This is a genomic window from Erythrobacter sp. LQ02-29 (assembly GCF_022576075.2).
Lineage (GTDB): Bacteria > Pseudomonadota > Alphaproteobacteria > Sphingomonadales > Sphingomonadaceae > Alteriqipengyuania.
The window spans coordinates 1140466-1156803 of sequence record NZ_JANCNT010000001.1 but is presented as its reverse complement, the minus strand read 5'-3'; the positions used below and the strand labels follow the sequence as shown (position 1 = coordinate 1156803).

The window sequence follows — 16338 nt, the reverse complement described above, 5'->3', positions numbered from 1 at the left end:
CAACCATCATGCAAACCGCACCGGTCATTCCGGTGATCGTGATCGACGATCTCGACCATGCCGTACCGCTGGCGGAGGCGCTGGTCGAAGGCGGGCTGCCCGTGCTCGAAGTGACGCTGCGTACACCCGCCGCGCTCGACGCCATCCGCGCGATGAAGCAAGTCGACGGGGCGATCGTCGGGGCCGGCACCGTGTGCAATGGCGAGCAGCTGGATGCCGCCGTCGAGGCGGGGAGCGAGTTCATCGTCTCTCCCGGCCTTACCGAACCGCTGGCCAAGGCGGCGGAGCGGGCGGGCGTGCCGTTCCTGCCCGGTATCGCCACCGCTGCCGACATCATGCGCGGGCTCGACCTGGGCCTGACCCATTTCAAGTTCTTCCCGGCGGAGGCGGCGGGCGGCCTGCCTGTGTTGAAAGCGCTCGCCGCACCCTTCCACCAATGCCGGTTCTGCCCGACCGGCGGCATCACCGAACAAAACGCCCCCGACTGGCTCGCCTTCGATCCGGTGCTGTGCGTCGGCGGCAGCTGGGTCGCCCCGCGCGGCGCGCCCGATCATGCCGCCATCGCCGCCAGCGCAAGGGCAGCTAAGGAATTGAACCGATGAACACACCGCAAGATCTCAGCGAGCGCCTGCAGGAACTGCACAAGCGCACGGCTGAAACGCCCATGTTCAATCCCGTCTTCCAGCTCGCGCTCGATCTGTCGCGCGAACTGGAAGCAGGCAAGATCGACCTCGACACGATCGAGCACATGGTCTGCTCGCTGGAGCAGGAGGCGCTGACGAGGCGCGGCGATCACGTTCGCGATCTGCTGGGCCTGAACGAAGGCGGCGCGTCCGCCCTGCCCGAGCCGGCCGATTTCGGATCGCTGCGCGAGGAATGGGAGCACCCGCGCCTGCACGCGGTCTTCACCGCCCACCCGACCTTCCTGATGACGCCGGATCAGTCTGCCGCGCTCGCGGCGGCAGCGGGCGAAGAGACGCCGGTCGGGGACGAGGTATGCGTGAAGGTGAAGGATCGCCCGGCGATCACCCTCCCTTACGAACACGAGCGCGCCATGCGCGCGATCGGTCATGCGCAGGACGCACGCGATACGATAGTCACCCGCATCTTGCGCGACGCGGCGGACCGGTTCCCCGAGCGGTGGCGCGAGCTGAAGCCGCTACCGTTCCGCTTCGCCACTTGGGTCGGCTACGACATGGACGGGCGGACGGACATCCGTTGGCACGATTCGATCGGCTTCCGGCTGAAGGAAAAGGCCATGCGGTTGCAGCGCTATTGCGACCAGCTGGCGGCGATCGATGCCGAGCACGAACTGCTCGACACGCTGCGTCCGGCGCAGGCCTATGCCGCCGCGCGCGCCGACGACTTCGCGCAGGACCTGTCCGCGCCGGGCGACCTGTCGGAAGCGGCCAATCGCCTGACGCGCGACGATCCGCACAAGCTGCTGAGCCTCGAACCCGTCATCGCTTCCCTCGAGGCCGAAGCGGACAGCGCGACCGAAGCACGGGCGACCGAGCTGCTGACCCTCGCCGCCGCGATGCGGGCCGACGGGCTCGGCATGGGCTGGATCCATTTCCGCGTGAATGCGAAGCAGCTCCACAACGCGATCCGCCGCCGGATCGAGGGCGGCGAGGATCTCGACATCGGCAGCCAGGGCGCGATGAAGGTGCTGCGCCGGATGATCGCCGATATCGAGCCGCTGCGATCCAATTTCGGCGCCCTCGCGATCGAGGCGAGCACCGCCATCCGCCAATTCCTCGCGATGGCGCAGATCCTCCACCATATCGACGCGGATCAGCCGATCCGCATGCTAGTGGCCGAATGCGAGGAACCGAGCACGGTCATGGCCGCGCTCTATTTCGCGAAGCTGTTCGGCATCGCGGACAAGGTCGACGTGTCGCCTCTGTTCGAAACCGAGAACGCGCTGGAACACGGCGGCCGCCTGCTCGACGCGCTGCTGCAGGAAAGCGAGTTCCAGAAATACGCCCGCACCCGTGGGCGCATCTGCATCCAGACCGGTTTTTCCGACGCGGGCCGCTTCGTCGGACAGATTCCCGCCGGGCTCTCGATCGAGCGGCTGCAGGGCCGAATGGCCGATGCCATGCGCGCCAACGCGCTGACCGATGTCGCCGCGCTGGTCTTCAACACGCATGGCGAGGGGATGGGCCGCGGCGCGCATCCGGCCAGCTTCGCCGACCGGCTGGAATGGCCGATGTCGCCATGGGCGCGCGGTCGCTTCGCGCGCGGACGCATCCGGCTGGAGCCGGAGGCCAGCTTCCAGGGCGGCGACGGCTACCTGCTGTTCGAGACCCCCACGCTGGCACGCGCCACGCTGGAACAGATTGCGGCCTACCGCCCGCCGGCCGGGGGCGAAGAGCCCGATCCGTTCTACACGCGCACCGATCTCAGCCTCGATTTCTACCGCGCGATCCGCACGCATCAGCACGAACATCTGGAGAGTCGGACCTACGCCCGGGCGGTGACCGCCTTCGGGCTCGGCCTGCTCAACACCACCGGCAGCCGCGTCGCGCGCCGCCAGTCGGACCTGTCGGCGGAACGCGAGATGAGCCTGCGGCAGATCCGCGCGATCCCGCACAACGCGATCCTGCAGCAGCTGGGTTACCCCGTGAACATCATCGCGGGGATCGGCAGCGCGGCGGACGGCAATGTGGAGGAAATCGCGCAACTGCTCGATTCGAGCGCGCGCGGTCGCCAGTTGATGAGCCTTGCGCGGTCGTCCAACGCGCTTGCCAGCATCAAGACGGTCGCCGCCTTCGGCGAACTTTTCAACTCCGCCTACTGGGCCAGCCGGACCTATCGCGGGACGGAGGAAAGCATCGCCGATGCATGCCAGGCGCTGGCCGATTACCTGACCAAGGACGACCGCAACGGCGTGTTCCGCCGCCTTGCGAGCCGGTTGCGCATCGACGCGCTCAAATTCCATCGCCTGCTCGATCTTTTGCCGGAGGAAACGGCGCCGCCGGGACGCGAAGAGACGCGGCGCTTCATCGGCGTGCTGCAATCGCTGCGACTGACCCTGCTGCAGCACATGTTCCTGAAGGCGGTGGCGCTTCCCAGCTTCAGCCGGGCGAACGACATCAGCCGCGACGACGTGCTGGAAATGGTCTTCACCCTGCGGATCGACGATGCGCTGGCGCAGATGCGGCGCGCCTTCCCGACCAGCTTCCCCCAGATCGACGACTTCGACCTCGACGAGGCGAGCGATTTTCCGGATCGCGATACCGACGGCTATGGCCAGATCGGCCGCGAATATATCGATCCGATCGAGCGCTCCTACGACCTGTCGCTGCGGATCGGCGGCGCGATCGCGCAGGTCTTCGGCGCGCACGGCTAGCTCCCTCCCCGACCGACATAGCGGGGGCGAGGTTACCAATGGCTATGCCAGTCATGGCTGCGTGGGCGTGCCGGATGGGTTCGCTGCCGAGCTCTTCGCCGCGACCGAAAAGGGCGACAAGGTCGTCATCACGTGCGGCGAGCAGCTCGGGATGGGCGAGAAAATCCTCTAACTCAGGCCGAACGACGAGGTGGCTCGGCCTCGAAGCGCCAGCTATCGACATCGGGCTCCCGGCGCGCCAGCACGCCGCCGAGCGACGCATTGTCGCCATTGTGCAAACGCTCGACCATCCGCGCGATCTCGGAACGCGGCACGCCTGCCGCCCCAAGTGTTTCGAGGATCAGCGCGACCACCTCGATCTCGATCAATCGGGGATGGCCGCAGCGAAACACGTAGCCGTCTCCAGCCTTCTCCACGCCGCTGTCGAACGTGCCTTTCGCGACATACGCGATGGCCTCGTCCGCGTCTGCCAGATGGCGGGCGCTTTCGGCCATTGCCAGCGGATCGAGCCAGTCCTGTCCGGCGAGAAAGGCACGCACCCGCGCGCGCTCGAAGCGGCAATCCTCGTTCGAAGGATCGCGCACCGGCTCTATTTCCGCCGCCGCGACAACCGCCTCCAGCTCCTCGCGCCGCCAGCCGAGTAGCGGGCGAAAGACCTCGCAATCGAGCGGTTGCGGCTCGGCGAAGCTCAGCCGACCGCGCGGCCGGATTCCGGCCAGCCCCGCCAGCCCGCTGCTTCGATTGAGCCGCATCAGCAGCGTTTCCGCCTGATCGTCGGCATGGTGGGCCGTGGCGAGGCCCGCCACTTCGCGGCCCGCCAGCCACCGACCCAGCGCGGCATAGCGCGCCGCACGCGCCCGCTGGTGCAGATTACCCGCGCCCACTTCCACGCGCAGGGTTCTGTGCGGCACGCCGAGGGATGCGCACAGGCGCGCGACCATCGCCGCCTCGTCCGCGCTTTCGGGACGCAAGCCGTGATCGACGGTCGCCGCCTCCACCATGCCGGGCATCGCGGCATTGGCCAGCAGGAGCAAGGCGAGGCTGTCCGGCCCGCCCGATACCGCCAGCCCCAGCCTGCCGGACGCAAACCTCACAGCGGCGAGATCGCCGCGAAAGCGCTCGATCAGCGCGGAATCGGGCGCGGTGTCAATTTTTGCAGGTGACCTTCTTGCGGTTCGCCTCGTACTCGCTCTGCAAGCGGCCCGCAGCGATCGAGGGATAGGTCTCGCTGAATTCCGACAGCGCGATGCAGGCGCGGTTGGTGTCGTCCAGCGCGATCATCGACACCGCGAGATAGAGCAGGCTATCGGGCGCGCGCGCCGCTGCGCGGTCGGCCTGGTAGTTCTTGATGAACCACGCCGCCGCCTCGCGCGGCTTGCCATCGTCGAGATAGGCCCGCCCGAGCAGATTGCGGCCATAGGTGGTGCGCCAGTGGCTGGGATACTTGTCGACGAACAGGGTCAGCTGCTGCTCCGCCTCGGGAAAGAAACCGGCGTCCCATAGGCGGAAGCCGTAGGAATATTCGTCGTCGCCCGCATCGTCGGTCTGCGGCTTCATGATCTGCTGCACCGCCGCCAGACGTTGGGCGGTGGGACCCGAAGGCGTCGGTGCAGGCGTGGAACTCGCGGGCGGGCTCGAAGTCGTGGCCGCAGTGGTCGGGGGCCGGTTGGCCGGTGTGCTGACCGTGGTCGCGGGGGTGGAGTTCCCCTGCGCAGCCGCCGCGGCGGCGGTGCCCGTGGTTTCCAGCGCCGAAAGGCGGGTGTCGAGTTCGGACAGGCTGTTGGCGTTCTGCTCCACTTGCGCGGTAAGGCGCTGCAGGCTGCTTTCCATCGCATCGAGGCGCGCCAGCACGTCCGTCACCGCCGTGGTGGAAGTGGTGGAAGGCTGCGCCCCGGTGCGCGGCGCGCCGGTGATCTCAGGCTCGAAATAACGGCTGTCGCCGCCGGGAAAGACCGTGCGCTGCAAGGCGCGCACTTCCGCCTCCAGCTTGCGCAGCCGCACTTCGGCATCCGCGTCCTGCGCCGCGGCGGGCACCGCCTGCAGCGTGAGCGCGGCAAGCGCCGCGCCCCACAGGATATTGCGATGGCGTCTGATCATTCTCGTAAGCTCCCTGCGGACCGCATCCGCGCGGTCCCGATTGATATTCCTACACCCTGGTTCCGCCGCTCCGAACCGCGTCTGAACGCCGGCTCGCGATACTATCCCCTGCCTGCCGCGTGTCGAGGGAGGCCCGGGCTGCGGCGGGGGAAAATCGCGACGACACGCCCGTGGCACCGGGTTCGTCGGTGGTTCAGGTCGGCGAGGTGGGCGTCGCTGATGGCGCGGATGGGCTGGGTGAGGGGGTAGCGTTCGCGCGGTCGGTCAGGGCCTGCGGCGTGACCGACACGTCCTTCACGATCTCATCCTTCTCCGACAGCTTGGGCACCGGCTTGCCGCCCACGGTGATCGCCAGCGCGTAGGGCCGTCCGGTCCAGACCTGCGGGTCCTTCGCATCGGTGGGGACGGTATAGCTTTCACCCTTCGCCATCTGTTTCTGCATCAGCTGGTTGCCGTCGCCATCGTAGAATTTCACCCAGGTATCGTCCATCAGCGCGGTGAACACGACCGGTCCGGTCGGCGCGGCGGGGACCGCCTGTGACGCGCGCGGAGCTGCGGCAGCCTGGCGTGGGGCGGAGCTCGATTCAGGCCGATCGATGATCGATCCCGGCCCGGTGCCCGGCGCGAAGAAAGTGCGATAGAAGGTGTACCCCCCCACGATCAGCAGCACGAGCGCCACGATGGAGAGGAAAACGAGCCCGCGCGAGGGGACGCGCGCCGGGTCGCCCGGTTCGAACTTGGTCTCGCGGCGATAGGCCCGTTCGACCTCCCCATCCTCGAGCTCGCGGCGCACGCCTTCCGCCGTTTCGTCCTCGTCCAGCCCCACAGCCCTTGCGTAGTTGCGGGAAAATCCCAGCGCGTAGGTTCGGGCAGGAAGGCTGGCGAAATCGTTCGCCTCGATCGATTGCAGATGGCGGCGCGGCACCTTGGTTTCGTCCGCCACTTGGTCCAGTGTCAGCCCACGCTCCTCGCGCGCTGCCTTCAGCCGATCGCCGACCCGGATCGTCGGCGATGCGCCTTCCGCCGGCGCATCGATACCCTCCGCGCCTTCCGCGACCGGTTCGTCGGCGGTCCGTTCTTCTGCTTGCATCAGTCCCAATCGCTCATGTGTCCGGCCCCTACTCCCCCCTCTTCCTAGCGCCGGGGGGTGCCTGTCAAGGCGGCACCCGCGCCTGGTGTGCGCTATTGCGTGTCGATACCCTTCGCCTGCGCCCACTCGGCTATCGCTTCGCGCAAGCAGCCGGGCGGGCGCACCAGCCATTCGTCCATCGCGGCCTCGATCTCGGCCAGGTCGACCTGGCGCACCAGTTCCTTGATCGGGCCGACCGAGCTCGGGGTGATCGACAGGCGGCGGATGCCGACGCCCAGCAGCGCCAGCGCCTCCAGCCGCCGGCCACCCATCTCGCCGCATACGCCGAGGTCGATCGGCTGGCCCTGCGTCCCGCGCACGAGGCGGCGCAGGAACCGCAGGATCGCCGGGCTGAGCCAGTCGTAACGCTCCGCCAGCTTGGGATTGGCGCGGTCGGCGGCAAACAGGAACTGGGTCAGGTCGTTGGTGCCGATCGACATGAAGGAGATGCGCGGGATCATCAGGTCCAGCACTTCGGCGAGTGCCGGCACCTCCAGCATCACGCCATAGCGGATGGTTTCTGGTAGCATCTTCTTGCGGTCGCGCATGTAATCGAGCTGTTCGTCGAACACCGCCTTCGCCGCATCGAATTCCCACGGCTCCGCCACCATCGGGAACATGACATTGAGGGGGCGGCCACCGGCGGCCTCCAGCAGGGCGCGAGCCTGTGCCTTCAGCAGCCCCTTGCGCTCCATCGCCAGGCGCAGCGCGCGCCAGCCCATGGCCGGGTTCTCGTCCTGCTCGGCATATTCGGAGGCGAGATAGGGCACCGCCTTGTCGCCGCCGATATCGACCGTGCGGAACACCACCGGCTTGCTCCCGGCGGCGTCCATCACGTCCCGATAGAGCCGGGTCTGCCGCTCGCGCTGGGGCAGGGTCGCGGAAACGAGGAACTGGAACTCGGTCCGGAACAGGCCGATGCCGTCCGCACCGACGAGGTTGAGCGACGATATGTCGTCCCGCAGCCCCGCATTCATCATCACCTGGATGCGCGTTCCGTCCCGCGTGAACGGCTCCACGTCGCGCAGTTCCGCATAGCTGGCGAGGCGTTTCTTCGTCTGGGCGAAACGCGCCTCGAACGCCTGCAACATGGTCTGCGCCGGCCGCGCGGTTGCCGTGCCCGCATCTGCATCCAGCAGCACCTCGTCGCCTTCGCGGACCATGCCGCGAAGGCCCCGCACGCGGCCCAGCACCGGCACCGCCATCGCCCGCGCGACGATCACCACATGCGCGGTGAGCGAGCCTTCCTCCAGAATAACGCCCTTGAGCTTGCGCCGGTCGTATTCGAGCAGTTCGGCCGGACCCAGGTTCTTCGCGATCAGGATGGTTTCGCGCGGCAGCCCCTTGCTCGCCGCGGTGCCGATCTGGCCCGAAACGATCCGCAGCAGCCGGTTCGACAGATCCTCCAGATCGTGCATCCGGTCGGCCAGCAGCGGATCGTCGATCTCGCGCATACGCATGCGGGTGCGCTGCTGCACGCGCTCGATCGCCGCCTCAGCCGTCAGCCCGGAATCGATCGCCTCGTTGATGCGCCGCGACCACCCCTCGTCATAGGCGAACATCTTGTAGGTCTGAAGCACCTCCTCGTGCTCCCCCCCGGCGCCGAATTCGGCCTGCTGCGCCATGGTGTCGATCTGGTCGCGCATCCGGTCGAAAGCCCGATAGACCCGCTGCCGCTCCACCTCCACGTCCTCCGCGACGACATGGTCGATGGTGACCCGCGGCTGGTGATACACCGCAACGCCGCTCGCCAGCCCCTTCACCAGCGGCAGCCCCTCCATCTTGGCAGGCTCGGTGCTTGCCTCGGTCAGGCCGAGCGCCTCCTCCTCGTCGATCAGGCCGGTATTGGCGATCAGTTCGGACAGGACCATCGCGGTGGTCTGCAACGCCTCGATCTCGACGTCCTCGTACCGGCGGGGATCGAGGTGCTGTACGTTGAGCGCGCCCACCGCGCGTTCGCGATAGACGATCGGGACGCCGGCGAAGGAGTGGAACTTCTCCTCCCCGGTTTCCGGGCGGTACTGGAAATCGGGATGCGCCTTCGCCTCGGCCAGGTTCAGCGTCTCGACGTTCTGGGCGATGGTGCCGGTCAGCCCCTCGCCCAGCGCCATGCGGGTGACGTGCACCGCCTCCTGCTTCAGCCCGCGCGTCGCGAACAGCTCCAGCATCCCCTCGCGCAGGAGATAGATCGAGCACACTTCGCTATCGAGCGCTTCGCCCACGATCTCCACCACGCGGTCGAGCTTGCCCTGCGCGTGAAGACGCGAGGCCATTACCTCGTGCAGGTGGGTCAGGATCTGACGGGCGGCGGCGGCGGCGCTCATACCGAACCGCCTAGCCTATCGCGCGGCAATTGGGAAATACGGTGAATGCCGTGCGTGGGTGCGCTTAGCAGGTGCCAAGCTCCTCCTTCAGGCGCAATTTCTCGCGCTTCAGCCGCTGGAGCATCGCATCGTCGGGCGCAGGCCGGGTCATTTCCTGCGCGATGGCGGCTTCGATACCCGCATGCTTGGATTTGAGGGCGCTGACATGCGATGCATTCATGTGCTTTCTCCTTTTGGCCGTTGGTCGGAAAAGGGGCGCAAGGGCACCGTTCCGACTCGGTGATATGACCATATTTGGCAAAGCCTGCGAAGTCCTTGCCAGGCCGATAGCGATGGGCCAGTGCTGGCGCGGGACGAGACGATGACGGCGTGATCGGGGGCAAGATGCGATGACCGAAGCGGAACTTCGCAAGCGCCTCGAGCACCTGAGGGTGGAACATCGCGACATGGATGCCGCCATCGCGGCGCTGACGGAAACGGGCGGCGGCGGCGACCAATTGCAGATTGCCCGGCTCAAGAAGCGCAAGCTCGCCCTGCGCGATCAGATCGCCGCGATCGAGGACGAATTGATCCCCGACATCATCGCCTAGACCGCCAAGGCAGGCGAAAAAGACCTTCGATTTCTGCGACCTGTCCCCGCCCGGGAAACCGCTGCGTTGCGGCTAGGCACCATCACCGCCCGCGCCTATCGCGACGGGCATGCCTGCCCCTTCCGACATCAACGTCGCTATCGTCGAGTCGCTTTACAGCGAAGCATTGGTCCTGGCGGACGAGGTGCGGGCCACGTTCGACCTGATGCCGGCCCCCCCGGGCCGCGAAAGCGACCCGATGCGGATCGCCTTATCGACCGAGGGGCTGAAGACGACGACCCGCATCATGCATCTGCTGGCGTGGCTGATGAACCAGCGCGCCTATCTGTCGGGGCGCATGGGCGAGGTCGAATTGCGACGCGCCGGCCGTCTGCCGACCAACCGACCCAGCGAGGCACGGCATTTGCGTCTGCTATCGCCCACCACCTGCGAGCTCATCGCGCAGACCGAACAATTGCATGGGCGGGTGTCCCGGATCGACGGGCAGTGGCAGCGCGCCCTGCAATCGCGCCCCGAAGCGGTCGCGCGCTTGCGCGAGCGTCTGTACGAGGCACTGGGGAGCTTCTGAGGCGCTAGATCCCGGCCAGCGCGCGGTGCCAGCGCGTTAGCCGCTCTTCGCGCACACTCGCCTCCATCGCGGGGGAGAACCGGCGCACGCCGCCGCGCATCGCATGTACCGCCGCGGGCAGATCGGGATGCAGCCCCGCCCCCACCGCCGCAGCCACGGCGGCACCCAGCGCGGTCGTCTCGACAAAATCGGGACGTTCGACTTCCAGGGCCAGGATATCGGCGAGATCCTGCGCCATCCAATCGTTCGCGCTCATCCCGCCATCGATCTTCAGGCCCGCCCAGCGCCGCCCGTCGGCCGCGAAGGCTTCGGCCAGGTCGTGGGTCTGGTGCGCCATCGATTCAAGCGCGGCGCGTGCGATCTGTGCCCTGCCGCTAGCGAAACTGAGCCCGGTTATCGCACCGCGCGCATCGGCCCGCCAGTGCGGCGCACCCAGCCCGCTGAGCGCCGGGACCACCACCACCTCGCCCGAATCGCTAATCGAGCGCGCCAGCTCTTCGGTCTCCGCCGCGCTGTCGATCAAGCCGAGCGTGTCGCGCAGCCACTGGATCAGGCTGCCGGCGACGAACACCGATCCTTCCAGCGCGTAGCGGCGCTGCCCGTCGCGCTGGGTCAGCACCGTTCCGAGCAAGCGATGGTCCGAGGTCGGCGGGGTGTCGCCCTGATTCGTCAAAATGAACGCGCCGGTGCCGTAGGTCGCCTTCGTTTCCCCCGGCGAAAGGCACCCCTGCCCCACCGTCGCCGCCTGCTGGTCGCCGAGCATGCCGGTGATGGGGATGGCCCGCCCGAACAGCGCCAGCTGCGTTTCAGCCAGGTGCCCGTGCGTATCCACCACCCGGGGAAGGGTGGCGAGCGGAATTTCGAACAGGTCCGACAGGCCGGGTTCGAACTGCGCCCCCTTCAGCGGCATCAGCAGCGTGCGGCTGGCATTGCTGGCGTCCGACACATGACCTCCCCCGGTCAGCTTCGCGACCAGCCAGCTTTCGACCGTGCCGAAGGCGAGCGCCCCACGCTCCGCCGCGCGGCGCACGGTCTCGTCGTTATCGAGCATCCAGCGCATCTTGGTCGCCGAGAAATAGGGGTCGAGCAGCAGGCCGGTCCTGCGCTGTACCTCCGGCTCGTGGCCCTGCTCCTTAAGCCGCGCACAAAGATCGGCGGTCCGCCGGTCCTGCCACACGATCGCGCGGGCGAGCGGCTCCAGCGTGTCGCGATCCCATGCCACCACCGTCTCGCGCTGGTTGGTGATGCCGATGCAGGCGATCCGCGCGGCATCCTCGCCCACCACTTCGCGCGCGCAGGCCAGCGTCTTGTCCCAGATCTCGCCCGCGTCGTGCTCGACCCAGCCGGGCTTCGGATAATGCTGCGTCAGCTCCGCCTGGGAGAGCCGCTCCACCGTGCCGTCCAGCCCGAACAGCATCGCGCGGGTCGAGGTCGTGCCTGCATCCAGCACCAGTATCGTATCGCCCATCGCTCATCGCCCTCTCCGCTTCCCGGCGTGGCGTGACATGCGCCAGCCCGGTCCCCATATGCAACCCCATGGCAGGACCACCCCCGAAACCATGGCCCACGGGCGAGACGGAGCGGATCGAACCGCTGGTCGCGCGCGTGCTGGCGCCCAACCCCTCCCCCTATACCTATACCGGGACGCAAACTTATGTCGTCGGCACCGGAGCCGACCGCGCGATCATCGATCCCGGCCCGGACGAGGCCGAGCATCTCGGTGCCATCATGCGCGCGGTGGGCGATGCGCGGCTGACGCATATCCTGTGCACGCACACGCATCGCGACCATTCGCCCGGGGCCGCGCCGCTGGCGCGTGAGACGGGGGCGGAAATCGTCGGGTGCGACAAGCTGGTCCTCGCCGATACCGGCCCGCGCGCCGATGCCCCGTTCGACACGAGCTACGAACCCGATCGCGTGCTGGCGGATGGGCAAAGCGTTTCGGGTGATGGCTGGACGCTGCGCGCGGTGGCGACGCCCGGGCACACCTCCAACCATCTGTGCTTCGCGCTGGAGGAAAGCGGCGCTCTGTTCACCGGCGACCATGTCATGGGCTGGTCGACCAGCGTCATCGTGCCGCCCGACGGCGACATGGGCGATTACATGGACAGCCTCGACCGGCTCTATGCGCGCGAGGATCGGATCTATTACCCCGCCCACGGCCCCGCGGTGGAGAAGCCGCGCCAGCTGGTGCGTGGCATGATCGGCCACCGCCGCCAGCGGGAGCGGCAGATCGTCCGCCTGCTGGAGCAGGAGCCGCGTAAGCTGCCCGATTTCCTCGCGCCGATGTACAAGGGGCTCGACCCCCGGCTGGAGAAGGCGGCGCAGATGTCCGTGCATGCCCACCTCATCGATCTGGAACGGCGCGGCGTGGTCCGGCGTTCGGGAAATCAATGGCAAACGACGTAAAGAACGACCTGACCTCGCGGACGGAACCGACCATCCACAAGGATCGCCCCCTCGCGCGCGTGCAGGCCCTGCCGTGGCTGATCGTGATCGTGCTGCTCGCCGCGGTCGCATGGCTCGGCTGGCGTGCGTTTCTCTACAAGGAGGAAGGCGATCCGGTGGGGAGCGCGATGCTCGCCTTCCAGAAGCAGAACTCGCTCAACGTCTTTTCCAGCCGGTTCGAGGTGGTGGCGGAAAGCACCAATGCGCAAGGTGTCTTGGGCATCGATATCCTGAAGAGCCGGCAGGCGGCGATCATCCCCGCGATGGTGGAATACCGACTCGATCTCAGCCAGATGGATCGCGACCGGTTCGCGTGGAACGATGCCAGCGACACGCTCGACGTGACGCTCCCGCCCTTGCGCATTTCGCGCCCCAACCTGGATGAAGCCGCGGCGAAGACCTACACCCAGGGCAGCTTCGTCACCGGCGGGGCGGCACAGGCGATGGCGAAGAACAATTCGCAGCAGGCGGAACGCAAGGCGGCGGAATTCGCCAAGAACCCCGAGGTGCTACGCCTAGCGCGGCAGGCGGCGAAGGAAGCCGTGCGCCAGAACCTCGCCATTCCGCTGCAGGTCGCGGGCTATGGCGACGTGAAGGTGAACGTGCATTTCGACGGCGAGAAGAAGCCCTCCGACTGAGCCCCACCCGCGACGGCGTCAGGTAAGGCGCCGCGTGTGGCGGAAATGCGCGTAGCGATTGAGCAGGTCGTGAATGATCTGCTCGGTCGAATAGCCGGTCACATCAAGCTGATGCCCGCCCTCCGAGCTGCGCGCCATCGCCCGGAAATGACGTTCTTCGTCCTCGCCCGGTCGATGGGCCTCCGCCCAGGCGAAGCTGGGTGCCCGCAGCCCGCGGCAGCGCACCTCATAGGTGAAGGTGCCATGGTCGCCATGCGGTACCGATAGCAGGACGTCCTGCCCCTCCATGGTGACTTCGGGGGCGAGACTGCGGCGGCGCATCTCCGCCGCCACATCGTCCAGCGCGGGCCGCGCCCGCTCTTTCAGGAAATCGTACACCTGTTCGCGCTTGAACGAACCCGTGATCGTGGACAAACGCTGCTTCCAGCCGATGTCCGGATCGATCGGGGCGTCGGGCAGATGGCCGTATTCGGGAACGTCGCCGCGCTTTTCCATCCGCAGTGCGCGCAGCAGACCGTAGCAGATGAACAGCATGATGACGGCGAAGGGCAGTGCGCTGGCGATGGCGGCGGTCTGCAGCGCTTCTAGTCCGCCGGCGAGCAGGAGGACCGCGGCGACCAGACCGGCACATACCGCCCAGAAGATGCGCTGCCAGACCGGCGGGTTTTCCGCTGCTCCGCTGGTGATCATATCTATCACCAGCGCGCCGGAATCGGCCGAAGTGACGAAGAAGGTGACGATCAGCACGGTCGCGATCAGCGATGTCACGCTCGCCAGGGGCAATTCGGACAGGGTCGCGAACAGCGCCGTCGGCAGGTTGTTGCTGACGATGCGGGCGATCGGCGCGACACCCGACATGTCCAGCGCGATCGCGGTATTGCCGAACACCGTCATCCACAAGAAGGTGAAGAGCACCGGCACCACTAGCACGCCGAGCACGAACTGGCGGATGGTGCGCCCGCGCGAGATGCGCGCGATGAACATGCCGACGAAGGGCGACCAGGCAATCCACCACCCCCAGTAGAACAGCGTCCAATTGGCGAGCCAGTCGTTCGGCTCGTAGGCGTACATGCGGAAGGTCCGGCCGACGATCGCCGAAAGATAGGCGCCGGTGTTCTGGACGAAGGCCTGCAGCAGGAACACGGTCGAGCCTGTCACCAGCACGAAGCCCAGGAGCAGCACCGCGAACAGAATGTTGAGTTCCGACAGGCGCTTCACCCCCTTGTCCAGCCCCAGCATGACCGACAGCGTCGCAAGCCCGGTGATTCCGGCAATCAGCACGACCTGGATCGTCGGCAATTCCGGCACGCCGAACAGGTAGTTGAGGCCGGCATTGGCTTGCAGCACCCCGAAACCGAGAGAGGTCGCGACGCCGAACATCGTGCCCAGCACCGCGAAGATGTCGATCGCGTGGCCGATCGGCCCGTAGATGCGCCGCCCGATCAGGGGATAGAGCGACGACCGGATGGTCAGCGGCAGACCGCGGCGGAAGGAGAAATAGGCGAGCGCCAGCCCGACCACGGCGTAGATCGCCCAGGCATGCACGCCCCAGTGGAAGAAGGTCAGTACCATCGCCTGGCGCGCCGATTCGACCGTGCCGCCGTCCCCTACCGGGGGATTGGCGTAATGCTGGATCGGCTCCGCGACGCCAAAAAAGACGAGCCCGATGCCCATTCCTGCGCTGAATAGCATCGCGAACCACGAAAGATGGCTGTATTCGGGCTCGCTTTCGTCCGGCCCCAGCTTGATATCGCCGTATTCGCTCACGGTCAGGAAGAGGACGAAAAGCAGGAAACCCGCCGCGGCAGCGATGTAGAACCATCCGAAATCGGCGACGATCAGCGCCTGCAGCCGGTCGAAGAGAACGCTCGCGCGCTCGGGAAACAGCGCGCCGGCCGCGGCGAACAGCAGGATGAGCGAGGCCGAACCGAAAAACACCGGTCGGTTCACGACCAGGCGCGGTGCTTTGGCAATTGGTGACGCTTCTTCGAAAACAGGATCGTTCATTCCTGGGAGCCCTTGCATCCCCATTAACAAAGAGCAACCGCAGCGGTCGGCAAGCGCGTGGCAGGAAATCTGGTTGGGAGCCGGACCGTAGCGTTCCTATATGCGTTGCGAGAGCAAAAGGAGACCCGATGACCCTTCAGACCGACATCCCGACGGGCGATGATCTGATCGCCGAGATCGAGCGGCTGCGTAAAGAGCGCAACGCGGTGATCCTGGCGCATTACTATCAGGCACCGCATATCCAGGACCTCGCCGATTTCGTCGGCGACAGCCTGGAGCTCAGCCGCAAGGCGGCGGATACCGATGCGGACGTGATCGCGTTCTGCGGGGTCAAGTTCATGGCTGATACCGCCAAGATTTTGAGCCCGGACAAGATCGTGGTGCTGCCCGATCTCGACGCCGGGTGCTCGCTCGAGGACAGCTGCCCGCCGGAGAAATTCCGCGCCTTCCGCGAAAAGCATCCCGATCACATCGCGCTGACCTACATCAACTGCTCGACCGAGGTGAAGGCGCTGAGCGATGTCATCGTCACCAGCTCCAGCGCCGAAACGATCATCAGCCAGATACCGGAAGACCAGAAGATCATCTTCGGCCCCGACCGCCATCTGGGTGGTTACATGAGCCGCAAGTTCAACCGCGAGATGCTGCTGTGGCCGGGCGTGTGCATCGTGCACGAGGCGTTCAGCGAGACCGAACTGCTGAAGCTGAAGCAGCAACACCCCGGTGCGCCGGTCGCCGCGCATCCCGAATGCCCACCGACGATCATCGACCATGCCGATTACGTCGGCTCGACCAGCGGCATTCTGCAATATGCCGAGACGTTCGAAGGCGACACGCTGATCGTCGCGACCGAGCCGCACATCATCCACCAGATGGAAAAGGCGCTGCCGGACAAGACCTTCATCGGCGCGCCCGGGGCGGACGGCAACTGCGCCTGCAATATCTGCCCCTACATGGCGTTGAACACCCTGCCCAAGCTCTACACCGCGCTGCGCGATCTGGAGCCGCGGATCGAGATCGAGGAGGGCTTGCGGCTGAAGGCGAAGCAGAGCCTCGACCGGATGCTGGAAATGGCCAGCGGCACGATCGGCAAAGGCGATCTGGGCCGAGTTTGAGGCACGTTCGGCCCCGTTGCAACCGTTCGCCGGGCTGCGCGTTGAACGGCAATAGGCGGCAGCTGGG

15 protein-coding genes are annotated in these 16338 nt (G+C 66.8%); 8 read left to right on the top strand and 7 right to left on the bottom strand.

All coding sequences use genetic code 11. The features are described 5' to 3' along the window. Positions 1–8 precede the first annotated feature (8 nt). From eda to MKP08_RS14390, 3 genes are read left to right on the top strand one after another with little or no spacing between them, the layout of a single operon-like run. Positions 9–602: a bifunctional 4-hydroxy-2-oxoglutarate aldolase/2-dehydro-3-deoxy-phosphogluconate aldolase gene (gene eda, locus MKP08_RS05715; protein ID WP_241555544.1), complete on the top strand. Its 594-nt coding sequence runs from the start codon at positions 9–11 to the stop codon at positions 600–602. Continuing rightward, positions 599–3355 carry a phosphoenolpyruvate carboxylase gene (locus MKP08_RS05710; RefSeq protein ID WP_241555267.1) on the top strand — a complete coding sequence of 919 codons (2757 nt, stop codon included), beginning with the start codon at positions 599–601 and terminating at the stop codon, positions 3353–3355. The genes eda and MKP08_RS05710 overlap by 4 nt, the downstream gene beginning before the upstream one ends. Further along, the gene (locus MKP08_RS14390) at positions 3252–3527 is read left to right on the top strand and encodes a L,D-transpeptidase (RefSeq protein WP_373418070.1); all 276 of its coding nucleotides are present in this window, start codon (positions 3252–3254) and stop codon (positions 3525–3527) included. Before MKP08_RS05710 ends, MKP08_RS14390 begins: the two co-directional genes overlap by 104 nt. 1 nt (position 3528) lies before the next feature. Here the strand turns inward: MKP08_RS14390 and tilS are convergent, their stop codons facing one another. The 5 genes from tilS to MKP08_RS05680 all read right to left on the bottom strand — a co-directional run bounded on the left by tilS (position 3529) and on the right by MKP08_RS05680 (position 9125). Beyond that, positions 3529–4449, bottom strand: a complete 921-nt coding sequence (gene tilS, locus MKP08_RS05700) for a tRNA lysidine(34) synthetase TilS (protein WP_241555266.1) — start codon at positions 4447–4449, stop codon at positions 3529–3531. 52 nt (positions 4450–4501) lie between these two features. Next, positions 4502–5452 carry a tol-pal system YbgF family protein gene (locus tag MKP08_RS05695; RefSeq protein WP_241555265.1) on the bottom strand — a complete coding sequence of 317 codons (951 nt, stop codon included), beginning with the start codon at positions 5450–5452 and terminating at the stop codon, positions 4502–4504. 193 nt (positions 5453–5645) lie between these two features. Continuing rightward, positions 5646–6542 (bottom strand): helix-turn-helix domain-containing protein, encoded by an 897-nt coding sequence (locus MKP08_RS05690; RefSeq protein ID WP_241555264.1) that lies wholly within the window; start codon positions 6540–6542, stop codon positions 5646–5648. A 92-nt stretch (positions 6543–6634) separates the two neighbouring features. Next, positions 6635–8905, bottom strand: a complete 2271-nt coding sequence (ptsP, locus tag MKP08_RS05685; protein ID WP_241555263.1) for a phosphoenolpyruvate--protein phosphotransferase — start codon at positions 8903–8905, stop codon at positions 6635–6637. 64 nt (positions 8906–8969) lie between these two features. Then, complete coding sequence (locus tag MKP08_RS05680; RefSeq protein ID WP_215229044.1) at positions 8970–9125, bottom strand: YdcH family protein; 156 nt, start codon at positions 9123–9125, stop codon at positions 8970–8972. 169 nt (positions 9126–9294) lie between these two features. On the opposite strand from MKP08_RS05680, the gene MKP08_RS05675 reads away from it, so the two are divergent. Together MKP08_RS05675 and MKP08_RS05670 are read left to right on the top strand one after the other, a co-directional pair. Beyond that, positions 9295–9495 carry a YdcH family protein gene (locus MKP08_RS05675; RefSeq protein ID WP_215229045.1) on the top strand — a complete coding sequence of 67 codons (201 nt, stop codon included), beginning with the start codon at positions 9295–9297 and terminating at the stop codon, positions 9493–9495. 109 nt (positions 9496–9604) lie between these two features. Continuing rightward, on the top strand, positions 9605–10063 hold the full coding sequence (locus MKP08_RS05670; protein ID WP_241555262.1) for a DUF1465 family protein: 459 nt from the start codon (positions 9605–9607) through the stop codon (positions 10061–10063). 4 nt (positions 10064–10067) lie between these two features. Here the strand turns inward: MKP08_RS05670 and MKP08_RS05665 are convergent, their stop codons facing one another. Further along, the gene (locus MKP08_RS05665; protein ID WP_241555261.1) at positions 10068–11531 is read right to left on the bottom strand and encodes a glycerol kinase; all 1464 of its coding nucleotides are present in this window, start codon (positions 11529–11531) and stop codon (positions 10068–10070) included. 68 nt (positions 11532–11599) lie between these two features. Between MKP08_RS05665 and MKP08_RS05660 the strand changes: the two genes are divergently transcribed. Together MKP08_RS05660 and MKP08_RS05655 are read left to right on the top strand one after the other, a co-directional pair. Beyond that, a complete protein-coding gene (locus MKP08_RS05660) occupies positions 11600–12472 on the top strand; it encodes an MBL fold metallo-hydrolase (RefSeq protein ID WP_241555260.1) in 873 nt (290 codons plus the stop codon). Next, a complete protein-coding gene (locus MKP08_RS05655) occupies positions 12457–13149 on the top strand; it encodes a DUF4230 domain-containing protein (RefSeq protein WP_241555259.1) in 693 nt (230 codons plus the stop codon). The genes MKP08_RS05660 and MKP08_RS05655 overlap by 16 nt, the downstream gene beginning before the upstream one ends. A gap of 18 nt (positions 13150–13167) precedes the next feature. On the opposite strand, the gene MKP08_RS05650 is transcribed toward MKP08_RS05655, so the two are convergent. Continuing rightward, positions 13168–15156: a BCCT family transporter gene (locus MKP08_RS05650; protein ID WP_241555258.1), complete on the bottom strand. Its 1989-nt coding sequence runs from the start codon at positions 15154–15156 to the stop codon at positions 13168–13170. A 128-nt stretch (positions 15157–15284) separates the two neighbouring features. Between MKP08_RS05650 and nadA the strand changes: the two genes are divergently transcribed. Then, positions 15285–16271, top strand: a complete 987-nt coding sequence (nadA, locus tag MKP08_RS05645; protein ID WP_241555257.1) for a quinolinate synthase NadA — start codon at positions 15285–15287, stop codon at positions 16269–16271. Positions 16272–16338: the final 67 nt, after the last annotated feature.